The organism is Pseudomonas sp. CVAP#3, assembly GCF_018986375.1.
Lineage (GTDB): Bacteria > Pseudomonadota > Gammaproteobacteria > Pseudomonadales > Pseudomonadaceae > Aquipseudomonas > Aquipseudomonas helvetica.
This window is the reverse complement of the sequence record NZ_JAHMSC010000013.1, coordinates 1-25,907: the sequence shown is the minus strand read 5'-3', so window position 1 is coordinate 25,907 and position 25,907 is coordinate 1. Positions and strand designations below refer to the sequence as shown.

Annotated in this window: 24 protein-coding genes and 1 pseudogene; 7 read left to right on the top strand and 18 right to left on the bottom strand. The window is 59.6% G+C overall.

The features are described from left to right. The first annotated feature begins 62 nt into the window (after window positions 1–62). Window positions 63–1,292: a phosphoglycerate dehydrogenase gene (serA, locus tag KRR23_RS20425; protein WP_216743976.1), complete on the top strand. Its 1,230-nt coding sequence runs from the start codon at window positions 63–65 to the stop codon at window positions 1,290–1,292. A 60-nt stretch (window positions 1,293–1,352) separates the two neighbouring features. Here the strand turns inward: serA and KRR23_RS20420 are convergent, their stop codons facing one another. After that, complete coding sequence (locus tag KRR23_RS20420; RefSeq protein ID WP_216743975.1) at window positions 1,353–1,790, bottom strand: DUF4399 domain-containing protein; 438 nt, start codon at window positions 1,788–1,790, stop codon at window positions 1,353–1,355. Between the two features lie 132 nt (window positions 1,791–1,922). On the opposite strand from KRR23_RS20420, the gene KRR23_RS20415 reads away from it, so the two are divergent. After that, window positions 1,923–2,696 (top strand): transporter substrate-binding domain-containing protein, encoded by a 774-nt coding sequence (locus KRR23_RS20415; protein ID WP_216743974.1) that lies wholly within the window; start codon window positions 1,923–1,925, stop codon window positions 2,694–2,696. 176 nt (window positions 2,697–2,872) lie between these two features. On the opposite strand, the gene KRR23_RS20410 is transcribed toward KRR23_RS20415, so the two are convergent. Continuing rightward, window positions 2,873–3,358, bottom strand: a complete 486-nt coding sequence (locus tag KRR23_RS20410) for a DUF523 domain-containing protein (protein ID WP_216743973.1) — start codon at window positions 3,356–3,358, stop codon at window positions 2,873–2,875. 2 nt (window positions 3,359–3,360) lie between these two features. Beyond that, on the bottom strand, window positions 3,361–3,993 hold the full coding sequence (locus KRR23_RS20405; RefSeq protein ID WP_216743972.1) for a 2OG-Fe(II) oxygenase: 633 nt from the start codon (window positions 3,991–3,993) through the stop codon (window positions 3,361–3,363). 132 nt (window positions 3,994–4,125) lie between these two features. Here KRR23_RS20405 and KRR23_RS20400 point away from each other — a divergent pair, with 132 nt between their 5' ends. Beyond that, window positions 4,126–4,878 carry a DUF2059 domain-containing protein gene (locus KRR23_RS20400; RefSeq protein ID WP_216743971.1) on the top strand — a complete coding sequence of 251 codons (753 nt, stop codon included), beginning with the start codon at window positions 4,126–4,128 and terminating at the stop codon, window positions 4,876–4,878. 127 nt (window positions 4,879–5,005) lie between these two features. Here the strand turns inward: KRR23_RS20400 and KRR23_RS20395 are convergent, their stop codons facing one another. Further along, window positions 5,006–5,959 (bottom strand): alpha/beta hydrolase, encoded by a 954-nt coding sequence (locus KRR23_RS20395; protein ID WP_216743970.1) that lies wholly within the window; start codon window positions 5,957–5,959, stop codon window positions 5,006–5,008. A gap of 109 nt (window positions 5,960–6,068) precedes the next feature. Here KRR23_RS20395 and KRR23_RS20390 point away from each other — a divergent pair, with 109 nt between their 5' ends. Beyond that, on the top strand, window positions 6,069–6,653 hold the full coding sequence (locus tag KRR23_RS20390; protein WP_216743969.1) for a DUF6436 domain-containing protein: 585 nt from the start codon (window positions 6,069–6,071) through the stop codon (window positions 6,651–6,653). A 102-nt stretch (window positions 6,654–6,755) separates the two neighbouring features. Beyond that, entirely contained in the window at window positions 6,756–9,167 is a 2,412-nt protein-coding gene (locus tag KRR23_RS20385) for a penicillin acylase family protein (protein ID WP_216743968.1), read from the top strand. Between the two features lie 289 nt (window positions 9,168–9,456). On the opposite strand, the gene KRR23_RS20380 is transcribed toward KRR23_RS20385, so the two are convergent. The 8 genes and pseudogenes from KRR23_RS20380 to KRR23_RS20345 all read right to left on the bottom strand — a co-directional run. Next, entirely contained in the window at window positions 9,457–10,347 is an 891-nt protein-coding gene (locus KRR23_RS20380; RefSeq protein ID WP_216743967.1) for an ABC transporter permease subunit, read from the bottom strand. Next, window positions 10,344–11,225 carry an ABC transporter permease subunit gene (locus tag KRR23_RS20375; protein ID WP_185019772.1) on the bottom strand — a complete coding sequence of 294 codons (882 nt, stop codon included), beginning with the start codon at window positions 11,223–11,225 and terminating at the stop codon, window positions 10,344–10,346. Before KRR23_RS20375 ends, KRR23_RS20380 begins: the two co-directional genes overlap by 4 nt. Window positions 11,226–11,260: 35 nt before the next feature. Beyond that, window positions 11,261–12,403, bottom strand: coding sequence for an ABC transporter ATP-binding protein (potA, locus tag KRR23_RS20370; RefSeq protein ID WP_216743966.1), 1,143 nt, complete (start codon window positions 12,401–12,403; stop codon window positions 11,261–11,263). 71 nt (window positions 12,404–12,474) lie between these two features. Continuing rightward, window positions 12,475–13,569: a polyamine ABC transporter substrate-binding protein gene (locus tag KRR23_RS20365; RefSeq protein ID WP_216743965.1), complete on the bottom strand. Its 1,095-nt coding sequence runs from the start codon at window positions 13,567–13,569 to the stop codon at window positions 12,475–12,477. A 187-nt stretch (window positions 13,570–13,756) separates the two neighbouring features. Next, window positions 13,757–14,851 carry a polyamine ABC transporter substrate-binding protein gene (locus KRR23_RS20360; protein WP_216744061.1) on the bottom strand — a complete coding sequence of 365 codons (1,095 nt, stop codon included), beginning with the start codon at window positions 14,849–14,851 and terminating at the stop codon, window positions 13,757–13,759. Between the two features lie 200 nt (window positions 14,852–15,051). Next, window positions 15,052–16,416, bottom strand: a complete 1,365-nt coding sequence (locus KRR23_RS20355) for an aspartate aminotransferase family protein (protein ID WP_216743964.1) — start codon at window positions 16,414–16,416, stop codon at window positions 15,052–15,054. Between the two features lie 53 nt (window positions 16,417–16,469). Continuing rightward, on the bottom strand, window positions 16,470–17,828 hold the full coding sequence (locus tag KRR23_RS20350) for a glutamine synthetase family protein (RefSeq protein ID WP_071552892.1): 1,359 nt from the start codon (window positions 17,826–17,828) through the stop codon (window positions 16,470–16,472). 86 nt (window positions 17,829–17,914) lie between these two features. Further along, window positions 17,915–18,217, bottom strand: a pseudogene (locus tag KRR23_RS20345) (gamma-glutamyl-gamma-aminobutyrate hydrolase family protein); the annotation flags it as partial. A gap of 278 nt (window positions 18,218–18,495) precedes the next feature. Here KRR23_RS20345 and KRR23_RS20340 point away from each other — a divergent pair. Both KRR23_RS20340 and KRR23_RS20335 read left to right on the top strand, forming a co-directional pair. Further along, the gene (locus KRR23_RS20340; protein ID WP_019694155.1) at window positions 18,496–19,872 is read left to right on the top strand and encodes a glutamine synthetase family protein; all 1,377 of its coding nucleotides are present in this window, start codon (window positions 18,496–18,498) and stop codon (window positions 19,870–19,872) included. A 284-nt stretch (window positions 19,873–20,156) separates the two neighbouring features. Further along, window positions 20,157–20,795, top strand: a complete 639-nt coding sequence (locus KRR23_RS20335) for a TetR/AcrR family transcriptional regulator (protein ID WP_216743962.1) — start codon at window positions 20,157–20,159, stop codon at window positions 20,793–20,795. Window positions 20,796–20,920: 125 nt separating this feature from the next. On the opposite strand, the gene KRR23_RS20330 is transcribed toward KRR23_RS20335, so the two are convergent. From KRR23_RS20330 to ssuE, 6 genes are all read right to left on the bottom strand, one after another. Continuing rightward, window positions 20,921–21,136 (bottom strand): molybdopterin-binding protein, encoded by a 216-nt coding sequence (locus KRR23_RS20330; RefSeq protein WP_003213899.1) that lies wholly within the window; start codon window positions 21,134–21,136, stop codon window positions 20,921–20,923. Between the two features lie 33 nt (window positions 21,137–21,169). Continuing rightward, window positions 21,170–21,976, bottom strand: a complete 807-nt coding sequence (gene ssuB, locus KRR23_RS20325) for an aliphatic sulfonates ABC transporter ATP-binding protein (RefSeq protein WP_216743961.1) — start codon at window positions 21,974–21,976, stop codon at window positions 21,170–21,172. Then, window positions 21,973–22,761, bottom strand: a complete 789-nt coding sequence (gene ssuC, locus KRR23_RS20320) for an aliphatic sulfonate ABC transporter permease SsuC (protein ID WP_216743960.1) — start codon at window positions 22,759–22,761, stop codon at window positions 21,973–21,975. Before ssuC ends, ssuB begins: the two co-directional genes overlap by 4 nt. 8 nt (window positions 22,762–22,769) lie before the next feature. Then, window positions 22,770–23,918: an FMNH2-dependent alkanesulfonate monooxygenase gene (ssuD, locus tag KRR23_RS20315; protein ID WP_216743959.1), complete on the bottom strand. Its 1,149-nt coding sequence runs from the start codon at window positions 23,916–23,918 to the stop codon at window positions 22,770–22,772. A gap of 25 nt (window positions 23,919–23,943) precedes the next feature. Further along, entirely contained in the window at window positions 23,944–24,912 is a 969-nt protein-coding gene (locus tag KRR23_RS20310) for a sulfonate ABC transporter substrate-binding protein (RefSeq protein WP_216743958.1), read from the bottom strand. Between the two features lie 89 nt (window positions 24,913–25,001). After that, on the bottom strand, window positions 25,002–25,595 hold the full coding sequence (gene ssuE / locus KRR23_RS20305; protein ID WP_054594551.1) for an NADPH-dependent FMN reductase: 594 nt from the start codon (window positions 25,593–25,595) through the stop codon (window positions 25,002–25,004). Between the last annotated feature and the right edge of the window lie 312 nt (window positions 25,596–25,907).

The window sequence follows — 25,907 nt, the reverse complement described above, 5'->3', positions numbered from 1 at the left end:
CTCGGGTCAGCATCTGCTGGCCACTTCCCTGCCATTTTTCTCCGGGACACAGGTTTACGCAGATGAGCAAGACTTCTCTCGATAAGAGCAAGATCAAGTTCCTTCTTCTCGAAGGCGTCCACCAATCGGCTGTCGACGTCCTCAAGGCGGCGGGCTACACCAGCATCGAGTACCTGACAGGTTCTCTGCCGGAAGCCCAGCTGAAGGAAAAGATCGCCGATGCGCACTTCATCGGCATTCGCTCCCGCACTCAACTGACCGAAGAAATCTTCGATCATGCGAAGAAACTGGTAGCTGTTGGCTGTTTCTGCATCGGCACCAACCAGGTCGACCTCAACGCTGCTCGCGAACGCGGCATCGCTGTCTTCAACGCACCGTACTCCAACACCCGTTCGGTGGCCGAGCTGGTGCTGGCTGAAGCGATCCTGTTGCTGCGCGGCATCCCTGAGAAGAACGCTTCCTGCCACCGTGGCGGCTGGATCAAAAGCGCGGCCAACTCCTTCGAAATCCGTGGCAAGAAGCTGGGTATCGTCGGTTACGGCTCGATCGGTACTCAACTGTCGGTCCTGGCTGAAGGCCTGGGCATGCAGGTGTACTTCTACGACACCATTACCAAGCTGCCACTGGGTAACGCCACTCAGGTCGGCAACCTGCACGAGCTGCTGGCGATGTCCGACATCGTGACCCTGCACGTTCCGGAAACTGCTGCTACCCAGTGGATGATCGGCGAGAAGGAAATCCGCGCTATCAAGAAAGGCGGCATCCTGATCAACGCCGCTCGCGGCACCGTGGTCGAGCTGGACGCCCTGGCGGACGCGATCAAGGACCAGCACCTGATCGGCGCGGCCATCGACGTCTTCCCGGTGGAGCCACGCTCCAACGACGAAGAGTTCGAAAGCCCGCTGCGTGGCCTGGACAACGTGATCCTGACCCCGCACATCGGCGGCTCCACCGCTGAAGCGCAAGCCAACATCGGCCTGGAAGTCGCTGAGAAACTGGTCAAGTACAGCGACAACGGTACGTCGGTATCGTCCGTGAACTTCCCGGAAGTGGCCCTGCCGGCTCACCCTGGCAAGCACCGTCTGCTGCACATTCACCAGAACATTCCGGGTGTACTCAGCGAGATCAACAAGGTCTTCGCCGAAAACGGTATCAACATTTCCGGTCAGTTCCTGCAGACCAACGAGAAAGTCGGCTACGTCGTGATCGACGTCGACGCCGAATACTCGGACCTGGCGCAAGAGAAGCTGCAACACATCAACGGCACCATCCGTTGCCGCGTGTTGTTCTAACGCTCAAGCGTCAATAAAAAGGGAGACCCTCGGGTCTCCCTTTTTCATGCCTGGAAAAACTTACTTTACAGTCACGGTGATTTTTTTCGAGAGAATCGGCGGATCGAACGGCACGTGGTTCTTGTCGCCCAGCTCCAGTTGCAAGGTGTGCTTGCCCGGCGTCAGGGTCACTTCGGTTTCGGTCTGTGCCTTGCCGAAATGCAGGTGGTTGGCGTCCGCAGGAATCGGCATGTTCTCGGCCGGCAACGTGTCGACGTCGATCAGCAGGTGGTGGTGACCGGTGTGCGCGGTCTGATCGCCTGCGGGTGCCAGGGAAATTTTTTCAACAGCGAATCGGACCTTGAAGGTTTTATCCACAGTCGCGCCGTCCGCCGGGGAAACGATATACGCCTTCGCACCCGCAGGGGCCTGGGTGCGGGGGACGTCCGCGGCACTCGCCAGCATCGAAGCGCTGAGCATCAGACCAGCGAGAACTGCACGTGACATAAAGGTTTTCATTCTTTTCTCCAGTTTTGAACTTAATCTTTACGGTTGTGACAACTTCGTAGCGATTCGTTGTCGAAGCACCTCAACACCATAGCAAAGCGCACCGAAATAGCGCGCCGCACATAACGAATTCAAGGAGTGACCATGCGCTTTCTGCCTGGCCTGTTACTGTTGCTGCCCCTTGTGAGCCCTTTTGCTCATGCCGAACTGATCGACGATGTAAACGACCGTGGCGAGTTGCGTATTGCGCTTGAAGCCAACACACCACCGTTCAACTTCAAGGAAGACGGCAAGCTCAGCGGCTTCGAAGTCGAACTGGGCCAGCTGCTGGCCAACGAACTGGATGTGCGCGCCGACTTCGTGGTCACCGATTCGGCCGATCTGTTGCCGGGGGTCGAGAGCGGCAAGTACGACATCGCCATCAACCACATAGCACTGACTCCAGAACTCAAGGATCGTTTCGACTTCAGCGAACCTTATAGTTATTCAAGCGCACAATTGATCGTGCGCCAGGAAGAACAACGCCCGCTCAGCACTTTGCTGGCACTCAAGGGCCAGTCCCTGGGTGTGGTGCAAGGCAGCCAGTTCGTCGAACAGGCGCGCGGCGTTGAAGGTATTGACCTGCGCAGCTATCCCGACGCGCAGCAGCCGCTAAAAGATGTGGCAGACAAACAGATCGACGCAGCCATCAGCGATCGCTTGCTGATCCCCTACGCCATTCGCGACAGTCGATTACCGGTAAAAGAAGGGGCCAAGGTCGGTCCGACCTTGAGCCTGGCGATTCCATTTCAGAAAGGTAACCCGGCATTCCAGGCCAGCCTCGACCGGGCCCTGCAACGGATCAAGGCGGACGGCCGATTGATGACGCTGTCGGAGAAATGGTTCGGCATGGACGCGAGCCAACCTCCGAAACCTTGAGGCCGACGCAGTTCATTGTGGCGAGGGAGCTTGCTCCCGCTGGGGTGCGAAGCACCCCTAAATCCCGAAACTGAGTACTTCCCGATAAACCACGCGGGTTGATTCGCGACTGCTTCGCCCGAGCGCGGACCGGCCGACGGGAGCAAGCTCCCTTGCCACGGGTTTTGTGCCTGGCGTTAATCCAGTGCAGTCAACGCGAGCGCAGCCTCGGCCAACTCCAACTCGCTGAACACTTGCACCCCATTGCGGGTCAGCAAGGCAGCGGTGACGCCCTCGCCGCTGACTTTGACCCCGCTGAAGGTCCCGTCATAGGTCAGCAGGTTGCCGCAGGACGGGCTGTTGGCCTTGAGCACGGCGATGCGGATTGCGTGTTTTCGGACCAATTCCAGAGCCTGATGGGCACCCGAGAGAAACTCGGCGCTGACGTCCTTACCCTCGGACGTCATCACCCGCGCAGTACCATCGAGCACCTGAACGCCTTGCCCACCCGGAATCTCGGCCGCGGCCCGTGGTGTTGGCAAACCGCCGGCGACTTCCGGGCACAAAGGGATCACCCGACCGTCGGCGATCCACTGTTCCAGCTGATTGAACGGCCCGCTGGCCCCGCCGTCGTAACGCACGCGGTGGCCCAGCAGACAACGACTCACCAGCATTTTCTGCATGATCAGAATGGCTCGTTGCCGCGCCGGCGAAACCAGCCCGTCAATGACAGGCGCTCGCGGGTCGCGGGCAGGACTTCATGGGGTACTTCGCCCGACAGGAACACCACCAGGCAACCTCCAGTGGGTACCACATCGTGCTCTCTGCCCTCCTCCAGGTACATCCGCAACTGGCCGCCATGCTCCGGCAGCCAGGCGTCATTGAGGTAGATGACCGCCGACACCATGCGCCGGTCGTCGTCGCGAAAGCGGTCGACGTGCTTGCGGTAGAACGCGCCCGGCGGATAAAGCGCGAAATGGCTCTCGAAATCCTCAAGCCCGAGAAACAACCCACGGTTCATCGCCTCGCGCAGGCTGTCCATCAACCCCAGATAGCTGTCGCAGGCCTCGTCTTGCCCGAGCTCAAGCCACTGAATATGGTCGCCACGAATCCCTTCGCGAATCTCCGAGAAAGGCCCGCGCCCCACTGCCGCTGGCGCCAGCTCACCTTCGGCTGCACGTTTACGGCACTCAGCCGCCAGTTCCAGGGTCAGAGCCTGGGGCAGGAAAATATTCTGCTGCGACCAGCCATGTGTAGCCAGGTCGTCGACGATACGTAACAGCAGCGGGTGATCAGAGGGTATTTGCATGGCGCGCATAGTATTCCTGCGCCAGAAAATCCGACAGAGCCGTGTAGCGGAGGATCGTCGGATAAGCTGACGAACCTGATACGAATTCTCGACAACCCGTGCCCGGCCCCGGAGAATAGTCGCCTGCCGACAGGAGTTCTTATGCGCCGTTTGCTTTTTTCACTGTTGATGCTCTGCACTTTGCCCGCTTGGGCAGACGGCCACGACCAGTTGTACAAGGTCGCCGGTTGGCCAGACCAACGCGCGCATTTTAACGATGCCCTCACTGCCGCCCAGCAACGCTACCAAAGCAGCCTGCCGCCCGCGGTGTTTCAGGCGCTGGTCAGTAACAGCAACCAGCGCTTTGCCCCGCAAGCCATGGACCATCGAGCCGAAGCGCAACTGCGCAAAAACCTCGCCGACCCTGCACCTGCACTGGCGTTTTTCCAGTCGCCACTGGGGCGCAAGATCATCGCCGCCGAACTGCTGGCGACCCGCCGCGACCAGTTGGCGAAGAACGCCAAAGGCCTGCCGAAAATCGAAGCCAGTGACACCCGTCAGTTGATCATTGGCCATTTGGCCCGGGCACTGCCGGCGCGCGAAGCCGGTGCCGAAGTCAGCCTGGCGATTGCCGGCGTAGCGGCCGACAGCCTGAGCCAGATGATCCCCGGCCTGCTCGGCGGCGGTCAGGCCCAAGGAATGCTGGACGGCCAGCGTCAGCGCTTGATGGATCAGATCGGCTCCGACCTGAACAACACGTTGCTGTATGTCTATCGCGGCTTATCGGATGACGAACTCGAGGAGTTCGCCACCTTTGCCGAGTCCTCTGAAGGCAAGGCCTATTACCGGGCGGCGCTGGCAGCGATTCGGGCGGGGTTGGCGGTGGGGCAAAGCACCTCGAGCCTTAACCAATAATTTTAGGCGCCTTTGAAACCCAATCGCGGGCAAGCCTTGCTCCTACGGTTTCGTGCTGGATCACCATTTTCTGAACGACCCGATTTCGTAGGAGCAAGGCTTGCCCGCGATGGCGTCATAACAGTCGCTAGAGATTCCGCCCTTTGATCCGCTTGGTCAAAAACCCGAAATACTCCTCGCGCAACGCCGGGATTTCATTTGCCAGATGATGGCGGGCCTCGGGCAGTTTCAACACCTGCGGCCGGTCGAACTTGCTCCCCAGCACTTCAAGGTTGTGCTCCCAATCGACTGTCATGTCCGCTTGCCCCTGGACGATCAGTGGCCGACGACTGCTGCGCGGAGCCGCTTCAATACGCTTGATCCACCGCGCCAGCGCCCCGACCCACACGCTCGGCAAACGCAGCGGTTGCAGTGGATCGGCTTGCAGGAACGGCAAGAACGCCGGGTCGTTGGTGTTTTCGCTGAAGCGCCGGGCGATGCCTTTGACGAAAGGCTTCATCAGGTAATAGCTGAAATGCGACCAGCCCCAGGAGCGCGGCCGAACCAGCGGCGCAAGCAGTACCACCTGCCCTTGCGCGGGACTGTCTGCGCCAGCGTTCAACACATGGTCGATGACAATCGCACCGCCCGTACTCTGCCCACAGAGGTGCCACGGTTGCGGCAGGTCCAGCGACCGCGCCTCAGCGAACAACCCTTGCAGCGCCGCTTGATACTCGGCGAAATCCTCGATGCTCGCGCGCTCGCCGCTGGACAACCCATGCCCCGGCAAATCACAGGCGATCACCACAAACCCCTGATCCAGCGCCCATTCGATCACATGCCGATACAGGCCCATGTGATCGTAGAAACCATGGAACAGGAACATCGTCGCCACCGCCCGCTGCGGCCACCAGACCTGGCTGACCAACTGATAACCGCCGACCTTGAAGCTGCCGAGCCCGCGTTTGACCGGCACGCTGCGCTGCGGGAAATCCAGCCCGTAAAAATGCTGATAAGCCTGCGCCTCCTCCGACAACGGCTGCGCCTCGGCCAAAGGCCGCAGGCTGGCACGCAGATGATCGGGGTCGAAGGTGGCAGGCATCACGGGTTTCCAGGCAAAGCGCAGTGCGCAAAACAGACTTTATGGGCCTGCGATATTCATCTGTCGCGGCAAGCATGGCAAGCTACGCGACCTTCGAGGATGGTTCCGTATGCGCCCGCACTACCGCACGACACTGCTTGCCAGTCTGCTCGCCCTTGTGTGTGCCGGCGTGCTGTGGGCCGCCTATGACTGGTTTCAGGGACGCTACCTGCGGGCGTTCAGCTCACACACGGCGTTGTTTTCCGGCGATCCGCTGAACCTTCCTGCCAATCTGGCAGGCCCCGGCCCGATTCGGGTCGTGCACTTCTGGGACCCGGCTTGTCCGTGCAACGTCGGTAATCAACAGCACCTGGCCGAACTGCTTGAGCACTTTGTGCCGCAAGGCGTTGAGTTCTATGCCGTCCAAAAGCCCGGCAGTCAGGGTCAGTTACCCAGTACCTTGAGCCGCCTGAAAACCCTCGACACCCTCCCAGGCTCCGAACAAATCCCCGCAAGCCCGGCGGTCGCGATCTGGGACCGCAGCGGCAAACTGGCGTATTTCGGGCCCTACAGCGAAGGCCTGACCTGCAACTCCAGCAACAGCTTTATCGAACCGATCCTCCAGGCACTGAGCGAAGACCGCCCGGTGAGCGCCACGCATACCCTCGCGGTGGGCTGCTACTGTCCATGGGCGAAGACGGATGAAACTCACTAAGGCATTCCGGACTTTTCGAGGAAGGTAATGCCCGACGCACGAGCTCTGTGCTAAATCTTGACGCCCCAGGCTGGCGACAACCCCGAAGAACAAGGAGTCACCATGAAGCGCGTCCTGACCCTACTGGCCCTGCTACTTGTCGTCCTCGCGGCAGGCGGTGGCTGGTATGTGTACAGCAAGCAACCGACGCGTCAGGGCCAGGTGGAATTGCAACGCCTGCAAGGCTCGGTGACGGTGCGCTACGACGAACGCGGCGTGCCGCATATTCGCGCCGAGAACGAAACCGACCTTTATCGCGCCCTCGGTTACGTACACGCCCAGGACCGGCTGTTCCAGATGGAAATGCTGCGGCGCCTGTCTCGTGGCGAGCTGGCCGAAGTCCTCGGACCGAAACTGATCGACACCGACAAACTGTTCCGTAGCCTGCGCATCCGCGAGCGCGCCGAAAGCTACGTGGCCGCACTCGACCGCCAGTCTGCGGCGTGGAAGGCCCTGCAAGCCTATCTGGACGGGATCAACCAGTATCAGGACACCCACGCTGCGCCCATGGAGTTTGACGTACTGGGCATCCGCAAACGCGCGTTCACCGCCGAGGACACCGTCAGTGTCGCCGGCTACATGGCCTACAGCTTTGCCGCGGCGTTTCGCACCGAACCGTTGCTGACCTATGTGCGCGATCAACTGGGCAGCGATTACCTGAATATCTTCGACCTCGATTGGCAGCCCAAAGGCGTGCTGGCCAAACGTCAGTCCAGCAAAGCCCCAGTGCTCTCCGCCGCTGACTGGAAAGACCTCAACGCCATTGCGCGCCTGAGTGAGCAAGCACTGGCCGACAACGGCCTGCCACAGTTCGAGGGCAGTAACGCCTGGGTGATTTCCGGTACTCGCACCCAAAGTGGCAAACCGCTGCTGGCCGGTGATCCGCACATTCGTTTTTCGACACCGTCGGTGTGGTACGAAGCGCAACTCTCGGCGCCGGGTTTCGAGCTCTACGGGCAGCATCAGGCCCTGGTGCCTTTTGCTTTCCTCGGCCACAACCTGGACTTCGGCTGGAGCCTGACCATGTTCCAGAACGACGACCTCGACCTGATCGCCGAGAAGGTCAACCCGGACAACGCCAACCAGGTCTGGTATCACGGCAAGTGGGTCGACATGGTCAACACCGAGCAGCAGATTGCCGTGAAGGGCCAGGCAGCGGTCACGTTGACGCTGCGTCAATCGCCCCATGGCCCGATCATCAACGACGTGCTCGGTGCCAGCGTCGGCAAGACACCGATCGCCATGTGGTGGGCGTTCCTCGAAACCCAGAACCCGATCCTCGAAGGCTTCTACCAGCTCAATCGTGCCGACACCCTGGCCAAGGCCCGCGCGGCGGCAACCAAGGTTCATGCGCCGGGGCTGAACATCGTCTGGGCCAATGTCAAGGGTGACATTGGCTGGTGGGCGGCGGCACAACTGCCCAAGCGCCCGGCCGGGGTCAAACCGTGGTTCATACTCGACGGCAGCACCAATCAGGCGGACAAGGAAGGTTTCTACCCGTTCAGCGCCAACCCGCAGGAAGAAAACCCGGCGCGCGGCTACATCGTCTCGGCCAACTTCCAGCCGGTTTCGCCGACAGGCATGGAGATCCCCGGCTACTACAACCTGCCGGATCGCGGTCAGCAGCTCAACCGCCAGCTCAGCGACAAGAGCGTGAAGTGGAACATCGACGCCAGCCAGAAACTGCAACTGGGCACCACCACCGACTACGGCCCTCGCCTGTTGGCGCCGTTGTTGCCGGTACTGCGTGAGGTGGTCAGCGACCCGCAAGAGCTGCAACTGGTGGAGCAACTGGCCAAATGGAAAGGTGATTACCCGGTGAACTCCACCAGCGCCACACTGTTCAACCAGTTCCTGTTCAACCTCGCCGATGGCGCACTGCACGACGAACTCGGCGACAGCTTTTTCGAGACCTTGCTCTCGACCCGCGTGATCGATGCCGCGTTGCCCCGGCTGGCTGCCTCCCCGGATTCGCCGTGGTGGGACAACCGCAACACACTCGGCAAGGAAACCCGCGCCGACATCGTCAAAGCTGCGTGGCAGGCCAGTATCGCCCACCTGAAAACCACCCTCGGCCCTGACCCGGCGCAATGGCTATGGGGCGACGCCCACACCCTGACCCACGGCCATCCGCTGGGCATGCAAAAGCCGCTGGATCGAATCTTCAACGTCGGCCCGTTCGAGGCCCCCGGCAGCCACGAAGTGCCGAACAACCTCTCGGCAAAAATCGGCCCGGCGCCATGGCCTGTGACTTACGGTCCGTCGACCCGCCGGATCATCGACTTCGCCGACCCGGCGCACGGCCTGACCATCAACCCGGTCGGCCAAAGCGGTGTGCCATTCGATTCACACTACGATGACCAGGCCGAAGCCTATATCGAAGGCGTCTACCAGGAGGCGCATTTCAACGAGGAAGAGGTCACAGCCAATACCCGCAGCACCTTGAAACTGTTGCCAGCGCGGGTGGCGCAGTAGATCAAGATTGTTGTTGGCAGGGCCTCATCGCGAGCACTTGAAGCACATGACATGCTGAAAGGCTGACATCAACCTCTGTGGCGAGGGAGCTTGCTCCCGCTGGAGTGCGCAGCACTCCCAAAACCGATAAGTGTGGTACACCTGATACAGCACGGTTGCAGGTTTTGGGGCCGCTCGCGGCCCAGCGGGAGCAAGCTCCCTCGCCACAAAAGCATCGCCATTCGCCAACCCTACAGATAAAAAAACCTCGCTCTCTTTGCAGGGAGCGAGGTTTTTTGTGCTGCCGGGGTTAAGCCGCTTCCGGTGCCTGTGCGCGGCGTACGTCCGGTTGTTTCCAGGAGTCCGCAGCGCCCTCTTCGATGGCTTGCTGGATCGCACGTTTGCGACTTTCTTCAGCACGGCGGCTGAAGAACCAGACCAAGAAGGTCACGATCGAAACAGCCAACAGAATCAGGCTGGCCACGGCATTGATCTCGGGTTTCACGCCCAGACGCACGGCCGAGAACACTTCCATCGGCAAGGTCGTGGAGCCCGGCCCGGAGACGAAGCTCGCCAGCACCAAATCGTCCAGCGACAGGGCGAACGACATCATGCCGCCGGCTGCCAGCGACGGCGCGATCATCGGAATGGTGATCAGGAAGAACACCTTCCACGGCCGTGCACCGAGGTCCATGGCCGCCTCTTCGATGGACAGGTCCAGTTCACGCAAGCGCGCCGACACCACCACCGCCACATAGGCGGCGCAGAACGTGGTGTGAGCGATCCAGATGGTCACCAGACCCCGCTCCTGTGGCCAGCCGATCATCTGCGCCATCGCCACGAACAGCAGCAACAGCGACAGACCGGTGATCACTTCCGGCATCACCAACGGCGCGGTGACCAGGCCACCGAACAGCGTGCGGCCCTTGAAGCGGGTCACGCGGGTCAGCACGAAAGCGGCCAGCGTGCCCAGCGCTACGGCAGCAACCGCGGTGTAGCAGGCGATTTCCAGCGAGCGCACTACCGAGCCCATCAGTTGGGTATTGTCCAGCAGGCCGACATACCACTTCACCGACCAGCCGCCCCAGACCGTCACCAGCTTCGAGGCGTTGAACGAGTAGATCACCAGAATCAGCATCGGCGCATAAATGAACAACAGGCCGAGCACCAGCATCAGGCTGGAGAAACGGAAGCGCTTCATTCTTTACCCTCCATTTCCTTGGCCTGACTGCGGTTGAACAGGATGATCGGCACAATCAGGATCGCCAGCATCACCACTGCCAGGGCAGACGCCACCGGCCAGTCACGGTTGTTGAAGAACTCTTGCCAGAGCACTTTACCGATCATCAGGGTTTCCGGACCGCCGAGCAGTTCCGGGATCACGAACTCGCCGACCACCGGGATGAACACCAGCATGCAGCCCGCAATGATGCCGTTTTTCGACAACGGAACGGTGATCTTCCAGAAGCTGTTGAAGGTGCTCGAGCCCAGGTCCGACGCGGCTTCCAGCAGGCTGGTGTCGTGCTTCACGAGGTTGGCGTACAGCGGCAGGATCATGAACGGCAGGTACGAATAGACCACGCCGATATAGACCGCCAGGTTGGTGTTGAGGATCTGCAGCGGCTCGTTGATCCAGCCCATCGACATCAGGAAGCCGTTGAGCAGGCCGTTGTTGCTGAGGATACCCATCCACGCATACACGCGGATCAGGATGGCGGTCCAGGTCGGCATCATGATCAGCAGCACCAGCACGGTCTGTATCTCTTTGCGCGCACTGGCGATGGCGTAGGCCATCGGGTAACCGATCAACAGGCAAAGAATGGTGCTGAACAGCGCCATCTTCAGCGAGCCAAGATAGGCGGCGATGTACAACTCATCGCCGCCTAGCATCGTGTAGTTGCCCAGGTTCAGCAGCAACTGGACCTTCTGATCGACGTAGCTGTAGATCTCGGTGTACGGCGGAATGGCCACGTCAGCTTCGGCGAAGCTGATCTTCAGAACAATGAAGAACGGCAGCATGAAGAACATGAACAGCCAGATAAACGGAACCCCGATGACCAGATGACGGCCACCGGGAATTATTCGACTGAGTTGGCGTTTGAGCTTTTGCGTGTTCATGAGCGCAGTACCACGCCGCTGTCATCCTCCCACCAGACGTAAACCTGATCGCCCCAGGTAGGGCGCTGGCCACGTCGCTCGGCGTTGGCCACGAACGACTGCACGATCTTGCCGCTCGGCAGTTCGACGTAGAACACCGAGTGGCCACCGAGGTAGGCAATGTCGTGGACCTTGCCGCTCGACCAGTTGTGTTCGCAGGTCGGCATTTCTGCTGTCACCAGCAGTTTTTCCGGACGAATCGCGTAGGTCACCGACTTGTCTTGCACCGAGGTGCTGATGCCGTGGCCAACGTAGATGTTGCGGTCCAGGTCCTTGCAGGTAATCAGCGCATGGCCCTCGGCATCGTCCACCACTTCGCCTTCGAAGATGTTGACGTTGCCGATGAACTCACAGACCAGGCGGCTGGTCGGGGTTTCGTAGATGTCGATCGGGCTGCCGATCTGGGCGATCCAGCCCAGGTGCATGATCGCTATGCGCTCGGCCATGGTCATGGCCTCTTCCTGGTCGTGGGTCACCATGACGCAGGTCACGCCGACGCGCTCGATGATCTCCACCAGTTCGAGCTGCATCTGCGAACGCAGTTTCTTGTCCAGCGCGCCCATCGGCTCATCGAGCAGCAGCAGCTTCGGCTTCTTGGCCAGCGAGCGAGCGAGCGCAACACGCTGACGCTGACCGCCGGAGAGCTGGTGCGGCTTGCGTTTGGCGTACTGGCTCATCTGCACCAGCTTGAGCATCTCGGTCACACGGGCGTCGACTTCAGACGACGGGATCTTGTCCTGCTTCAGGCCGAAGGCGATGTTCTGCGCCACGGTCATGTGCGGAAACAGGGCGTAGGACTGGAACATCATGTTGATCGGTCGCTCGTACGGCGGCATCTCGGTGATGTCTACGCCATCGAGGAAAATGCGCCCCTCCGTGGGCCGTTCGAAGCCTGCGAGCATGCGCAGCAAGGTCGACTTGCCCGATCCCGAACCGCCGAGCAAAGCGAAGATCTCGCCTTTCTTGATTTCCAGGGACACATCGTCCACGGCAATCGTCTCGTCGAACTTCTTCGTGACCCGGTCGATTTTGACCAGCACCTGTTTAGGTGACTGGTCGCCCTCGAGGGCTTTCTTATAGGCGCCGGAGGCAACTGCCATTTACGAAACTCCCAACAAAATTTGCAGTTCACCCAATGCAGGCGAACCTTGGATAGTCTGAGCCTTTGTCACTATTTACCCGACTTGACCTTGGTCCAGCTGCGGGTCATCAAACGTTGAATATTGGGTGGCAGCTCAGAGTTGACGTAAAGCTTGTCGACGATGGCTTGCGATGGATAAACCGCCTCATCTGTACGTACGGCCTGGTCCATCAGCTCACCCGCTTTAGGGTTCGGGTTGGCATAACCGACGACATCACTGACCTGAGCAATCACCTCAGGCTTGAGCACATAGTTGATGAAAGCATGAGCTTCTTTGACGTTGCTCGCATCCCGAGGAATCGCCAGCATGTCGAACCACAGATTGCCGCCTTCCTTGGGAATCACGTAGGCAATGTCGATACCTTTGCCGGCTTCGGCAGCACGCGCCTTGGCCTGGAAGACATCGCCGGAGAAACCGGCCGCGACACAAATCTCGCCGTTGGCCAGATCGGAGATGTACTTGGACGAGTTGAAATACGTCACGTAAGGACGCACCGCCAACAGTTTGGCTTCAGCCTTCTTGTAGTCTTCAGGGTTCTGGCTGTTGGGCGACAGGCCCATGTAATTCAGCACGGCGGGAAGCATTTCATCCGCCGAGTCGAGGAAGGCGACACCGCAGCTGGACAGTTTCTTGATGTTTTCCGGCTCGAACAGCATGGCCCACGAGTCGATCTTGTCGACGCCCAGAGCCGCTTTGACTTTCTCTACGTTGTAACCAATACCGTTGGTGCCCCACAGGTAAGGCACGGCGTATTGGTTACCCGGATCGTTTTTCTCCAGGCGCTTGAGCAGTGCCGAATCCAGATTGGAGTAGTTCGGCAGCTGCGACTTGTCGAGCTTCTGGAACGCCCCGGCCTTGATCTGCTTGCCCAGGAAGTGGTTGGACGGCACGACTACGTCATAACCGGTGTGTCCGGCCAGCAACTTGCCTTCCAGGGTTTCATTTGAATCGAACACGTCGTACACCGGCTGGATGCCGGTGGCCTTGTCGAAATCGGCCAGGGTGGTCTTACCGATGTAGTCCGACCAGTTATAAATATGCACGGTGGACGCGGCTTGAACACTGACGGCGAGCGTCAGGCCGACGCCGACCAGCATGGCGTTGCGAAATAAAGAAACAGGCAAGTGAAGGTCCTCTAAAATAGTTGGGCCCAAGTTGCCCAGCGTTACGTGACAGCCATGGCTGCCTGGCAACAAAACCGGCGCGCAACTTACCCTCGATAAACCTTTCCAGCAAAACTTTCTGTCATTTAATTATTCCTGCTGCCGCCGCCAGAGCGACGACGGCAACAGGTTATTGCCTCAAACCGGTTTATTTACCGGATTTGATCTTGGTCCAGCTGCGGGTCAGCTCACGCTGGGTAGCGGCTGGCAAATCGGCGATTGCATACAGCTTGGCTTGCACATCGGCAGTCGGGTAGATGCCCGGATCCGAGGTGATGTCCTTGTTCACGTACTGAGTGGCTTCGGCGTTGCCGTTAGGGAAACGCACAGCGTTGGTGATTTCAGCCATCACTTTCGGCTGCAACAGGTAGTTCATGAACTTGTAGGCACCCTCGACGTTTTCCGCATCTTTAGGGATAGCGACCATGTCGTAGAAGCTGCCGGCGCCTTCTTTTGGAATGGCGTAGCTGACTTTCACCTTGTCACCGGCTTCGGCGGCACGGGTTTTGGCCTGCTGCACGTCACCCGAATAACCGACGGCTACGCAGATGTTGCCGTTGGCCAGGTCCGAGATGTACTTGGACGAGTGGAAGTAGGTGATCGAAGGACGAATCTTCAGGAACAGCTCTTCAGCCTTCTTCAAGTCTTCCTTTTTCTGGCTGTCGGTCGGCAGGCCCAGGTAATGCAGGGCAACTGGCAGCATTTCGGTCGGCGAATCGAGGAAGCTCACGCCGCAGCCCTTGAGCTTGGCAATGTTCTCCGGCTTGAGCACGACATCCCAGGAATCGATTTTGTCGATGCCCAGCGCCGCTTTGACCTTCTCGGCGTTGTAACCGATACCGATCGAACCCCACATGTAAGGGAAGGCATGTTTGTTGTCCGGGTCGCTGACAGAAACCGCCTTGAGCAGCGACTTGTTCAGGTTGCCGTAGTTAGACAGCTTGGACTTGTCCAACTCCTGGTAAACGCCGGCCTTGATCTGCTTGGCCAGGAAGTTGTTGGACGGCACAACCACGTCATAACCGGACTTACCGGCCAGCAACTTGGCCTCGAGGGTTTCGTTACTGTCGAATACATCGTAGACGACCTTGATCCCGGACTCTTTTTCAAAGTTCGCGATGGTGTCCGGTGCGATGTAGTCGGACCAGTTGTAAACGTGCAGGACTTTATCGTCGGCCTGGGCTGCCCCAGCCATCACGCCCATCAGGGACAAGGCGAGCAGGGTCTTGCCAGTTTTCTTCAAACCTAATGCCTTCATGCGTAACGCTCCAATTTATTCTTTTTTAACCACATTTTTTGTTAACCAAGATCCAGCGGCCGATTCCTTGGCAACTCAAACAGCGGATAGTCTGGCAAGTTACAAGGCAGGCTTTCAAGGAAAGACCCGTCCTTTGTGCGCCCTGAGCGAAGTGCCAGCCACGGACCTCGCTCAGAGCCTAGCACTTAGCTTTGCAGCGCACTCAGGGTCAGGTCCAGGCACTTGCGCGCCTTGGTCACCAGTTCATCGATCTCGGTCTTGGTGATGACCAGTGGCGGAGCGATGATCATGGTGTCGCCCACGGCGCGCATGATCAGCCCATTGTCGAAGCAGAACTGCCGGCAGATCATGCCAACACCCTTGCCGACATACCGCGCACGGGTCGCCTTGTCCTGAACCAGTTCGATAGCCCCCAACAGACCTACCCCACGAACTTCACCCACCAGAGGGTGATCGTTCAGTTCCCGTAGACGCTTTTGCAAATAAGGTGCCGTTTCTGCACGAACGTGCTCGATAATTTTCTCTTCGCGCAGAATACGAATGTTCTCCAGTGCCACCGCAGCGGCGACCGGGTGCCCGGAATAGGTGAAACCGTGGTTGAAGTCGCCCCCTTCGTTCAGCACGTCGACCACTTCGTCACGCACGATCAGGCCACCCATCGGGATATAGCCGGATGTCAGGCCTTTGGCGATGGTCATCATGTCGGGCTTGAGGCCGTAGAAATCGCTACCGAACCACTCGCCGGTACGACCGAAACCACAAATCACCTCATCCGCAACGAACAGGATGTCGTACTTGGCGAGGATTTCCTTGATGCGCGGCCAGTAGCTGTCTGGCGGAATGATCACGCCGCCCGCGCCCTGGATCGGCTCGGCTATGAACGCACCGACCGTGTCGACGCCGAGCTCGAGAATCTTTTCTTCCAACTGGTTGGCGGCCCAGATACCGAACTCTTCAGGGGTCATGTCGCCACCTTCACCGAACCAGTACGGCTGCGGGATGTGAACGATGCCCGGGATCGGCAAGTCGCCCTGTTCGTGCATGTAAGTCATGCCGCCCAGGCTGGCGCCGGCTACGGTCGAGCCGTGGTAGCCGTTTATGCGGCTGATGATGACCTTCTTCTTCGGTTGGCCCTTGATCGCCCAATAGTGGCGGACCATACGCAGCATGGTGTCGTTGCCTTCGGAGCCGGAACCGGTGAAGAACACGTGGTTCATGCCTTCTGGCGCGATGTCCGAGATGGCCTTGGCCAGCTCCAGCACCGGCGGGTGGGCGGTCTGGAAGAACAGGTTGTAATAAGGCAGCTCGCGCATCTGTTTGCTGGCGGCATCGGCCAGTTCATCGCGACCGTAACCGATGGCCACGCACCACAGGCCGGCCATGCCATCGAGGATCTTGTTGCCTTCGCTGTCCCAGAGGTAAACGCCCTTGGCGTTGGTGATGATCCGCGGACCTTTCTCTTTCAGCTGCTTGAAGTCGCTGAAAGGCGCCAAGTGGTGTTCGCTGCTCAGAGTTTGCCATTCACGGGTTTGCGGGTTCTTGCTGGTCATAAAGCTCTCCTTATAGGGTGAGAGTGCGGCTTTTCAGGGCCGCACCCGGCGCATCAGACGGCGAACAACAGGAACTCCCGCTCCCACGAACTGATCACGCGCTTGAAGTTTTCATGCTCGGCCCGCTTGACCGCGACGTAGCCAGTGATGAATTTTTTGCCCAGATACTTCTCGATGGTCGCGCTGTGTTCCATGCGCTCCAGTGCGTCTTCGATGGTCAGCGGCAGACGCAGATTGCGTCGCTCGTAACCACGCCCAACCACGGGTGCGCTTGGAGTGATGCCTTCCACCATGCCGATATAACCGCAGAGCAGGCTCGCGGCGATCGCCAGGTAAGGGTTGGCATCGGCGCCCGGCAGGCGGTTTTCCACCCGACGGTTTTGCGGGCCTGCGTCTGGTACGCGCAGGCCGACAGTGCGGTTCTCTTCGCCCCACTCCACGTTCACCGGTGCCGAAGTGTCCGGCAGGAAGCGGCGGAACGAGTTGACGTTCGGTGCGAACAGCGGCAACAGCTCGGGGATGAACTTCTGCAAACCACCGATGTGGTGCAGGAACAGCTCGCTCATGGTCCCGTCTTCGTTAGAGAAGACGTTCTTGCCGGTTTCGATGTCGATGATGCTCTGGTGCAAGTGCATCGCGCTGCCCGGCTCGCCGGTCATCGGCTTAGCCATGAACGTCGCGGCCACATTGTGCTTGAGCGCCGCTTCGCGCATGGTGCGCTTGAACACCAGAATCTGGTCAGCCAGGGACAGCGCGTCACCGTGACGGAAGTTGATTTCCATCTGCGCCGTGCCGTCTTCGTGAATCAGCGTGTCCAGATCCAGCTCTTGCAGTTCGCACCAGTCGTAAACGTCCTCGAACAGCGGGTCGAATTCGTTGGCTGCTTCAATGGAGAACGACTGACGACCGGTTTCCGGGCGACCGGAGCGGCCAATCGGCGGCTGCAACGGGAAGTCCGGGTCTTCGCAACGCTTGGTCAGGTAGAACTCCATCTCCGGCGCCACGATCGGCTGCCAGCCCTTGTCGGAATAGAGCTTCAGGACTTTCTTGAGCACGTTGCGCGGCGACAGCTCGATCGGGTTGCCCTGCTTGTCGTAGGTATCGTGAATCACCTGTGCGGTCGGCTCGATGGCCCACGGCACGAGGAATACCGCGTTCGAGTCCGGGCGGCAGATCATGTCGATGTCGGCCGGGTCGAGCAGTTCGTAATAGATGTCGTCTTCGACGTAGTCGCCCGTCACTGTTTGCAACAACACACTCTCGGGCAGGCGCATGCCTTTTTCGGCAATGAACTTGTTGGTCGGCGAGATCTTGCCACGGGTGATCCCGGTCAGATCGCCAATCATGCATTCGACTTCTGTGATCTTGTGGTCTTTCAACCAATCGGTGAGCTGGTCGAGGTTGTTACTCATAAATGCCTCTGGGCTGAGTGTCCTGACGTCTTTAAACGTCAGGCGTTGTTTGACGCATCCGCGTCGCGTTGTGCTGCACGCTTGCCGGCGCGTATCAACGAAAGGGTGGTGGCGTCGCGTGCAGGATCATGAGCAGTTCCCGGCGCGCTGGCAGGACCGCTATAGTGAAAAGGTTCTACAGTAGAAGAAGAGCCGGTAAACAGGATGCCATCCAGACCGTCAATAATATCGGTCGGATCAAGCAGTTCCGCCTGGGACGGAAGAATCAACGGCAGGCCCTTGGCAGCGATGGCCACTGCGCGGACGTACTTATCGCCAGTGATGTGATAAGCATGCAAACCGATCTGTCTTGAGCAGTCGGTGACGCCGATTAACGGCAGGCGAGACATGAAGCACCCCGGTATTATTGCTGTTATGGGTTTGATTTGAGCTTAGCGTTGTTCATTTTTTTACACAACACCCCCGTAAAAAATACAACACGCCCCGCTCAAGCCTGCGGCCAGCAATGACCCCGAAGGCATAAAAATGCCCCAAAGCGCCTCATAAATGCCCTTGAAGCGCTTTTTTAGGGCAAAAAAGGCCTCGCTTGACTTCGGCATGCCGTTCGGGTTGACTGGAATCCGAAAAGATCAATGATTGATATTTTTAACAACAAAGGTGTTGCATCATGTCGGTACCCCCGCGTGCCGTTCAGCTCAACGAAGCGAACGCGTTCCTTAAGGAACATCCTGAGGTTCTGTACGTTGACCTTCTGATTGCGGATATGAATGGTGTGGTGCGCGGCAAGCGCATCGAACGCACCAGCCTCCACAAGGTTTACGAGAAAGGCATCAACCTGCCGGCCTCTCTATTCGCCCTGGATATCAATGGCTCGACGGTGGAAAGCACCGGCCTGGGCCTGGACATCGGTGATGCTGACCGAATCTGCTATCCAATCCCCAATACCCTGTGCAATGAACCCTGGCAGAAGCGCCCGACCGCGCAACTGTTGATGACCATGCACGAACTCGAAGGCGAGCCGTTCTTCGCCGACCCGCGTGAAGTGCTGGCAAATGTGGTGCGCAAGTTCGACGACATGGGCCTGACCATCTGCGCCGCGTTCGAGCTTGAGTTCTACCTGATCGACCAGGAGAACGTGAATGGCCGGCCGCAACCTCCACGCTCGCCGGTGTCCGGCAAACGTCCACACTCGACCCAGGTTTACCTGATCGACGACCTCGACGAATACGTCGACTGCCTCCAGGACATCCTGGAAGGTGCGAAAGAGCAAGGCATCCCTGCCGACGCAATCGTCAAGGAAAGTGCTCCGGCGCAGTTCGAAGTGAACCTGCACCACGTTGCCGACCCGATCAAGGCCTGCGATTACGCGGTACTGCTCAAGCGTCTGATCAAAAACATCGCCTACGACCATGAGATGGACACCACCTTCATGGCCAAGCCTTACCCAGGCCAGGCGGGTAACGGTCTGCACGTCCACATCTCGATCCTTGATAAAGACGGCAAGAATATTTTTGCCAGTGAGGATCCCGAGCAGAACGCCGCACTGCGTCACGCGATCGGCGGTGTGCTCGAGACCCTACCGGCGCAGATGGCTTTCCTCTGCCCGAACGTCAACTCCTACCGTCGTTTCGGCGCGCAGTTCTACGTGCCGAACTCGCCGTGCTGGGGCCTGGACAACCGTACCGTGGCGATTCGCGTACCGACCGGCTCTTCCGATGCCGTACGTATCGAACACCGCGTTGCTGGTGCTGATGCCAACCCGTACTTGCTGATGGCTTCGGTCCTGGCAGGCGTGCATCACGGCCTGACCAACAAGATCGAGCCGGGCGCGCCCGTCGAAGGCAACAGCTACGAGCAGAATGAGCAAAGCCTGCCGAACAACCTGCGTGATGCACTGCGCGAGCTGGACGACAGCGAAGTCATGGCCAAGTACATCGATCCGAAATACATCGACATTTTTGTCGCCTGTAAAGAGAGCGAGCTGGAGGAGTTCGAACACTCCATCTCCGACCTCGAGTACAACTGGTACCTGCACACCGTGTAAGCGGCTGTAGCAAAAAAACAACGCCGTGGGCTTCATCGCCCACGGCGTTTTTTTATGAGTATCAACACCGAACCCTGTGGCGAGGGGGCTTGCCCCCGCTGGAGTGCGCAGCACTCCCAAATCCAGCGAACGCGGTGTGTCCGATGCAATGGGATTGCATGTTTTGGGGCCGCTTCGCAGCCCAACGGGGGCAAGCCCCCTCGCCACAGCAAGCTCCCTCACATCAGGGTATGGATCATCTCTGCGCTCTGCGTACAATGCCCGCTGCCCTGCAGGAGACTTCAATGACCCGCCCCGCCCCCCTTCGCAAACCCCGCGCACGCAGCCAGGCCCGGATCGACTCGATACTCGACGCCGCCCGCACGCTGCTTGCCGCCGAGGGCGTGGCCAGCCTGTCGATCTACAGCGTGGCCGAACGCGCCGAGATCCCGCCGTCATCGGTCTACCACTTCTTCGCCAGCGTCCCGGCCCTGCTCGAAGCCCTGACCGCCGACGTCCACAGTGCTTTTCGCGCGTGCCTGCAAGAACCGATCGACGTCGACTCGCTCAATGGCTGGCATGATCTGTCACGACTGGTCGAGCAACGCATGCTCGCCATCTACGACGAAGACGCCGCCGCGCGCCAATTGATCCTCGCTCAGCACGGCCTGACCGAAGTCACCCAGGCCGACCGCCAGCACGACCTCGAACTCGGCGACCTTATGCATAAACTCTTCGATCAGCATTTCGAACTGCCGACGCTGCCCAAGGATGTCGATGTGTTTGCCTTGGCCATGGAGTTGGGTGATCGCGTTTATGCGCGCTCAGTGCAACAGCACGGGCAGATCACCCCGCGCATGGCCGAGGAAGGCATGCGGGTGTTTGATGCTTATCTGGGGCTGTATCTGCCGCCGTACCTGCCCAAGCGCGCGACTTCGGCCTGATACGATCGTTCCCACGCTCCGCGTGGGAATGCCTCTACGGACGCTCAGCGTTCGGCTCTTGATGTGACGCGGAGCGTCACGGGCTGCATTCCCACGCAGAGCGTGGGAACGATCAAACACATCGATCACAATTTGGCGATCGACACCTCGGTGGATTTCACGAAAGCGATCACTTCGCTGCCGATCACCAGTTCCAGCTCTTTGACCGAGCGCGTGGTGATGACCGAGGTGACGATGCCTGACGCGGTCTGAACATCGATCTCCGAGAGCACGTCGCCCTCGACGATTTCCTTGATGGTGCCTTTGAACTGGTTGCGAACGTTGATGGCTTTGATCGTCATGAGGTTGATTCCTGTTGTTGGGAGAACATTGAGTCAGTGAGCCCAGCGCAATTGCGTGGGCAAGGGTGAAACAGGTTCCGGCGCAGGCGGCAAACCCGGCAGTGACAGCACGCGGTTGAGCACTTCGGTTTCCAGCGCTGCCAGCCGATGGGAACCACGGACCCGAGGGCGCGGCAGTTCGACCTGCAGGTCGAGGCCGATTTCGCCCTCTTCGATCAGCAACACCCGGTCGGCAATCGCCACCGCCTCGCTGACGTCGTGGGTCACCAGCAACACGGTAAAACCGTGCTGTTGCCAAAGGCGTTCGATCAGTTGCTGCATTTCAATCCGGGTCAGTGCATCCAGTGCGCCCAGCGGTTCATCGAGCAACAGCAAGCGCGGCTGATGGATCAGCGCCCGCGCCAAGGCCACCCGCTGCTTCTGCCCACCGGACAATGCGGCCGGCCACTCATCGGCGCGATCTGCCAGGCCCACGGCATCCAATGCGTCCAGCGCCTGCTGGCGCCAATCGCCCTTGAGCCCGAGGCCGACGTTGTCGATGACCTTTTTCCATGGCAGCAAACGCGCCTCCTGGAACATCAACCGGGTGTCTTCGCGCGCCTCGTCGAGTGGTGCGGAACCGGCCAACAGCTCACCATCCGTGGGTTGATCAAGGCCTGCCAGCAAACGTAGCAAGGTACTTTTGCCACAGCCGCTGCGACCGACCACGGCGACGAACTGACCGGCCGGAATGTGCAGATCGATCTCGCGCAGCACCTGCCGCGTGCCGAAAGTTTTTTGCAGCTTGCGCACCGCCAGCGGAATTCCGCGCAGCAGGCGTGGAGGTTGTTGCGCCGTCATGCTGCACCGCCCTTGGCCACTTGATAGGCCGGATGCCAGCGCAACCAGACCCGCTCCAGACCACGCGCCGCGAGGTCGGCTAACTTGCCGAGCACCGCGTACAAAATAATCGCCAGCACCACCACATCCGTCTGCAAGAACTCCCGGGCATTCATCGCCAGGTAGCCGATGCCGGAGCTGGCAGAGATGGTTTCAGCGACGATCAGGGTCAGCCACATGAAGCCCAGGGCAAAGCGCACGCCCACCAGAATCGAAGGCAGCGCGCCCGGCAGAATCACCTGACGGAACAGGCTGAAACCGGACAACCCGTAACTGCGCGCCATTTCCACCAAGGCCGGGTCGACGTTGCGGATACCGTGGTAAGTGTTGAGGTAGATCGGGAACAACGTCCCCAGCGCCACCAGGAAAATCTTCGCCGACTCGTCAATGCCGAACCAGAGGATCACCAGCGGAATCAGCGCCAGATGCGGCACGTTGCGGATCATCTGCACCGAACTGTCGAGCAGGCGTTCGCCCCACTTCGACAGGCCGGTAATGAAACCCAATGCCAGACCGATACCGCCGCCAATCACAAAACCAATGCCGGCGCGCCAGCCGCTGATCGCCAAGTGTTTCCAGATTTCGCCGCTGCGCACCAGGCTCACGCCCGCCTCGATCACCGCGCTGGGGGCCGGCAAAATCCGTGTCGACAACCAGCCCGCCGACACCGATAACTGCCACACCGCCAGTAGCAGCACCGGCAAGGCCCACGGCGCGAGGCTGTGGATAAGCTTTTCCCTTTTCATGGCGCGCCTCAGCTCTGGGACGCGGCTTTGGGAAGAATGTCGTTGGCGACCATCTCGCCGAACGGACTGACGTAACCGGCGCTTTTCGGCAGCTCGGGACGCTCGATGTCGAGGTGCGGGAACAACAACTCCGCGACCCGATACGATTCCTCCAGATGTGGGTAGCCCGAGAAGATGAAGGTATCGATGCCCAGGTCTGCGTACTCCTTGACCCGTGCTGCCACGGTTGCGCCATCGCCGACCAATGCGGTGCCGGCACCGCCACGCACCAGACCGACGCCGGCCCAGAGATTCGGGCTGACCTCGAGATTGTCGCGGCTGCCGCCGTGCAGCGCGGCCATGCGCTGCTGGCCGACTGAGTCAAAACGCGCCAACGAGGCTTGAGCACGAGCGATGGTGTCGTCGTCCAGATGGGAGATCAATCGATCCGCCGCTTGCCAGGCTTCAGCGTTGGTTTCACGGACAATCACATGCAAACGAATGCCGAAGCGCACGGTGCGTCCGAGCTTCGCGGCCTTGGCGCGTACCTGTTCGATTTTCTCGGCGACAGCGGCCGGTGGCTCGCCCCAGGTCAGGACCATTTCGACCTGCTCGGCAGCCAGATCCTGAGCCGCTTCAGAAGAGCCACCGAAGTACAGCGGCGGACGCGGTTGCTGGATCGGCGGATAGAGCAATTTCGCGCCCTTCACGCTGATGTGCTGACCGTCGTAGTCGACCGTCTCGCCTTCCAGCACCCGACGCCAGATTCGGGTGAATTCCACCGAGGCCTGATAGCGCTCTTCGTGACTGAGGAACAATCCATCGCCGGCCAGCTCTTCCGGATCGCCGCCCGTCACCAGGTTGAACAGCGCACGCCCACCGGACAAGCGATCCAGGGTCGCCGCTTGGCGCGCGGCCACCGTTGGGGAAATGATCCCGGGGCGCAACGCGACCAGAAACTTTAAGCGCTGGGTGACCGGAATCAGCGATGCAGCCACCAGCCACGAGTCTTCGCATGAGCGGCCGGTGGGAATCAGCACCCCGCCAAAACCCAGGCGATCCGCCGCTTGAGCGACTTGCTGCAAATAACCGTGATCGACGGCGCGAGCGCCTTCGGCGGTGCCAAGGTAATGGCCGTCGCCGTGGGTAGGCAGGAACCAGAAAATATTAAGGCTCATGGAGTGGTCTCCTAAGGAAATCGAATTACGGCGCAGTGGCAACGGATGCCGGTGGCGTCCAGATCACGTCTTTGATGCTCAAGGGTTTCGGAATCAATTTGAGCTGATAGAAGCTGTCGGCGATTTTCTGCTGGGCCGCAATCACTGACGGCGTGAGGAAATGCGCGCCGTAACCCTGGCGTTTCACTGCGGTCAGGGTGATGTCTGCCGGCAAGCCGAGCAGCGGCGAGACTTGTTGCGTGACCTCTTCAGGGTTGGCTTTGGACCATTCGCCGATGGTCCGGACTTCTTCCACCAAGGCCTTGATCACGGCCGGATGTTTTTCGGCGTAAGGCTTGGTCGCCAGGTAGAACTGGTGGTTGTCGACGATGCCGCTGCCGTCACGCAGGGTGCGTGCTTGCAGTTGTTGTTCGGCAGCGGCCTGGTACGGGTCCCAGATCACCCAGGCATCGACGCTGCCGCGTTCGAACGCCGCGCGGGCATCGGCCGGCGGCAGGAATACGGTTTGAATGTCGGTGTACTTGAGGCCGGCATCTTCCAGTGCGCGCACCAGCAGGTAGTGCACGTTGGAGCCTTTGTTGAGGACGACTTTCTTGCCCTTGAGGTCCTGTACCGATTTGATCGCCGAGTCTTTCGGCACCAGGATCGCTTCGCTGGTCGGCGCGGGGGGCTCGTAAGCGACGTAGACCAGATCGGCACCGGCCGCCTGAGCGAACACCGGTGGAGTTTCGCCGGTCACGCCGAAATCGATCGAGCCGACGTTCAGCCCTTCGAGCAGTTGCGGGCCGCCGGGGAATTCAGTCCATTGCACGCTGATGCCTTGGGCGGCGAGGCGTTTCTCCAGCGAGCCGCGAGCTTTGAGCAGCACCAGGGTGCCGTATTTTTGATAGCCGATTCGCAAGGTCTCGGCCGCTTGAGCTTGAACAATGACGCCGAAGGACACAGCCGCAGCAAACAGAGCGACCAGACCACGACGCAAAATGACAGTGCGCATAGCGCTCTCCTTTTTGCAGTAGGGTTTTGGCTGCACCTGCTTGCCCGTTAGCGGGCGAGTAAGGCGAGTACATCAAATTCGGGTAAGGCTTAAATGCTCCAGCGAGCACTCAACAAACGTTCATTCAACAGGTTTGGGTCCAGTGGTTTTGGCCGACGGGCCATGGCACTGAAGAACTGCTCCAGCGCCTCAACCAAGCGCTGCTCCAGTGCCGGCGACAACTGCGCCTGCGCACTGCCTTCGCCGTAAGCGATCTGGCTGTCTTCGGCGAAAATCCCGTGGAGCATTTCCTGGGCTTTCAGCGCCGACAGCACCGGCTTGAGCGCGTAATCCACGGCCAGCATATGGGCGATGCTGCCGCCAGTGGCCATGGGCAGTACAACCTTGTGGCTCAGGGCGCGCTCCGGCAGCAGATCCAGCACGGTTTTCAGCGCACCGGAAAACGACGCCTTGTAGACCGGCGTGGCAATCAGCAAGCCATCAGCGTTTTCAATCTGTTGCAGCAGGTCGACCACCTTCGGGCTGTCGAAGCGCGCGTGCAGCAAGTCTTCGGCCGGGAAGTCCCGTACCTGATAACTCACCACCTCTACGCCTTGTTGCTGCAACCAGCGCTGGGAACGATCCAGCAGCACCCCGGAGCGGGAGCGTTGGCTGGGACTTCCTCCGAGTGAGACGACCAGCATGCGGCTATTCCTTAAGCGTTTCCGGCGATTCGCAGTGTGCGATCTCGCGACAATGGGCAGACCTTACCAGCTGATTTATATATCCATAAATCATATTTATTTATGTGTTTATTCTTTAAATGCATATACAGGAAAACGTTTTCCTGGCGAAAAAAAAAGGCCGTCGAAACGGCCTGAAATCCCCCTACTGATCGTTCCCACGCTCCGCGTGGGAATGCCTCAAGGGACGCTCCGCGTCCAGTGACGCGGAGCGTCACGGGCTGCATTCCCACGCAGAGTGAACTGACCCCCAAATGTTGGACACAACCTTTG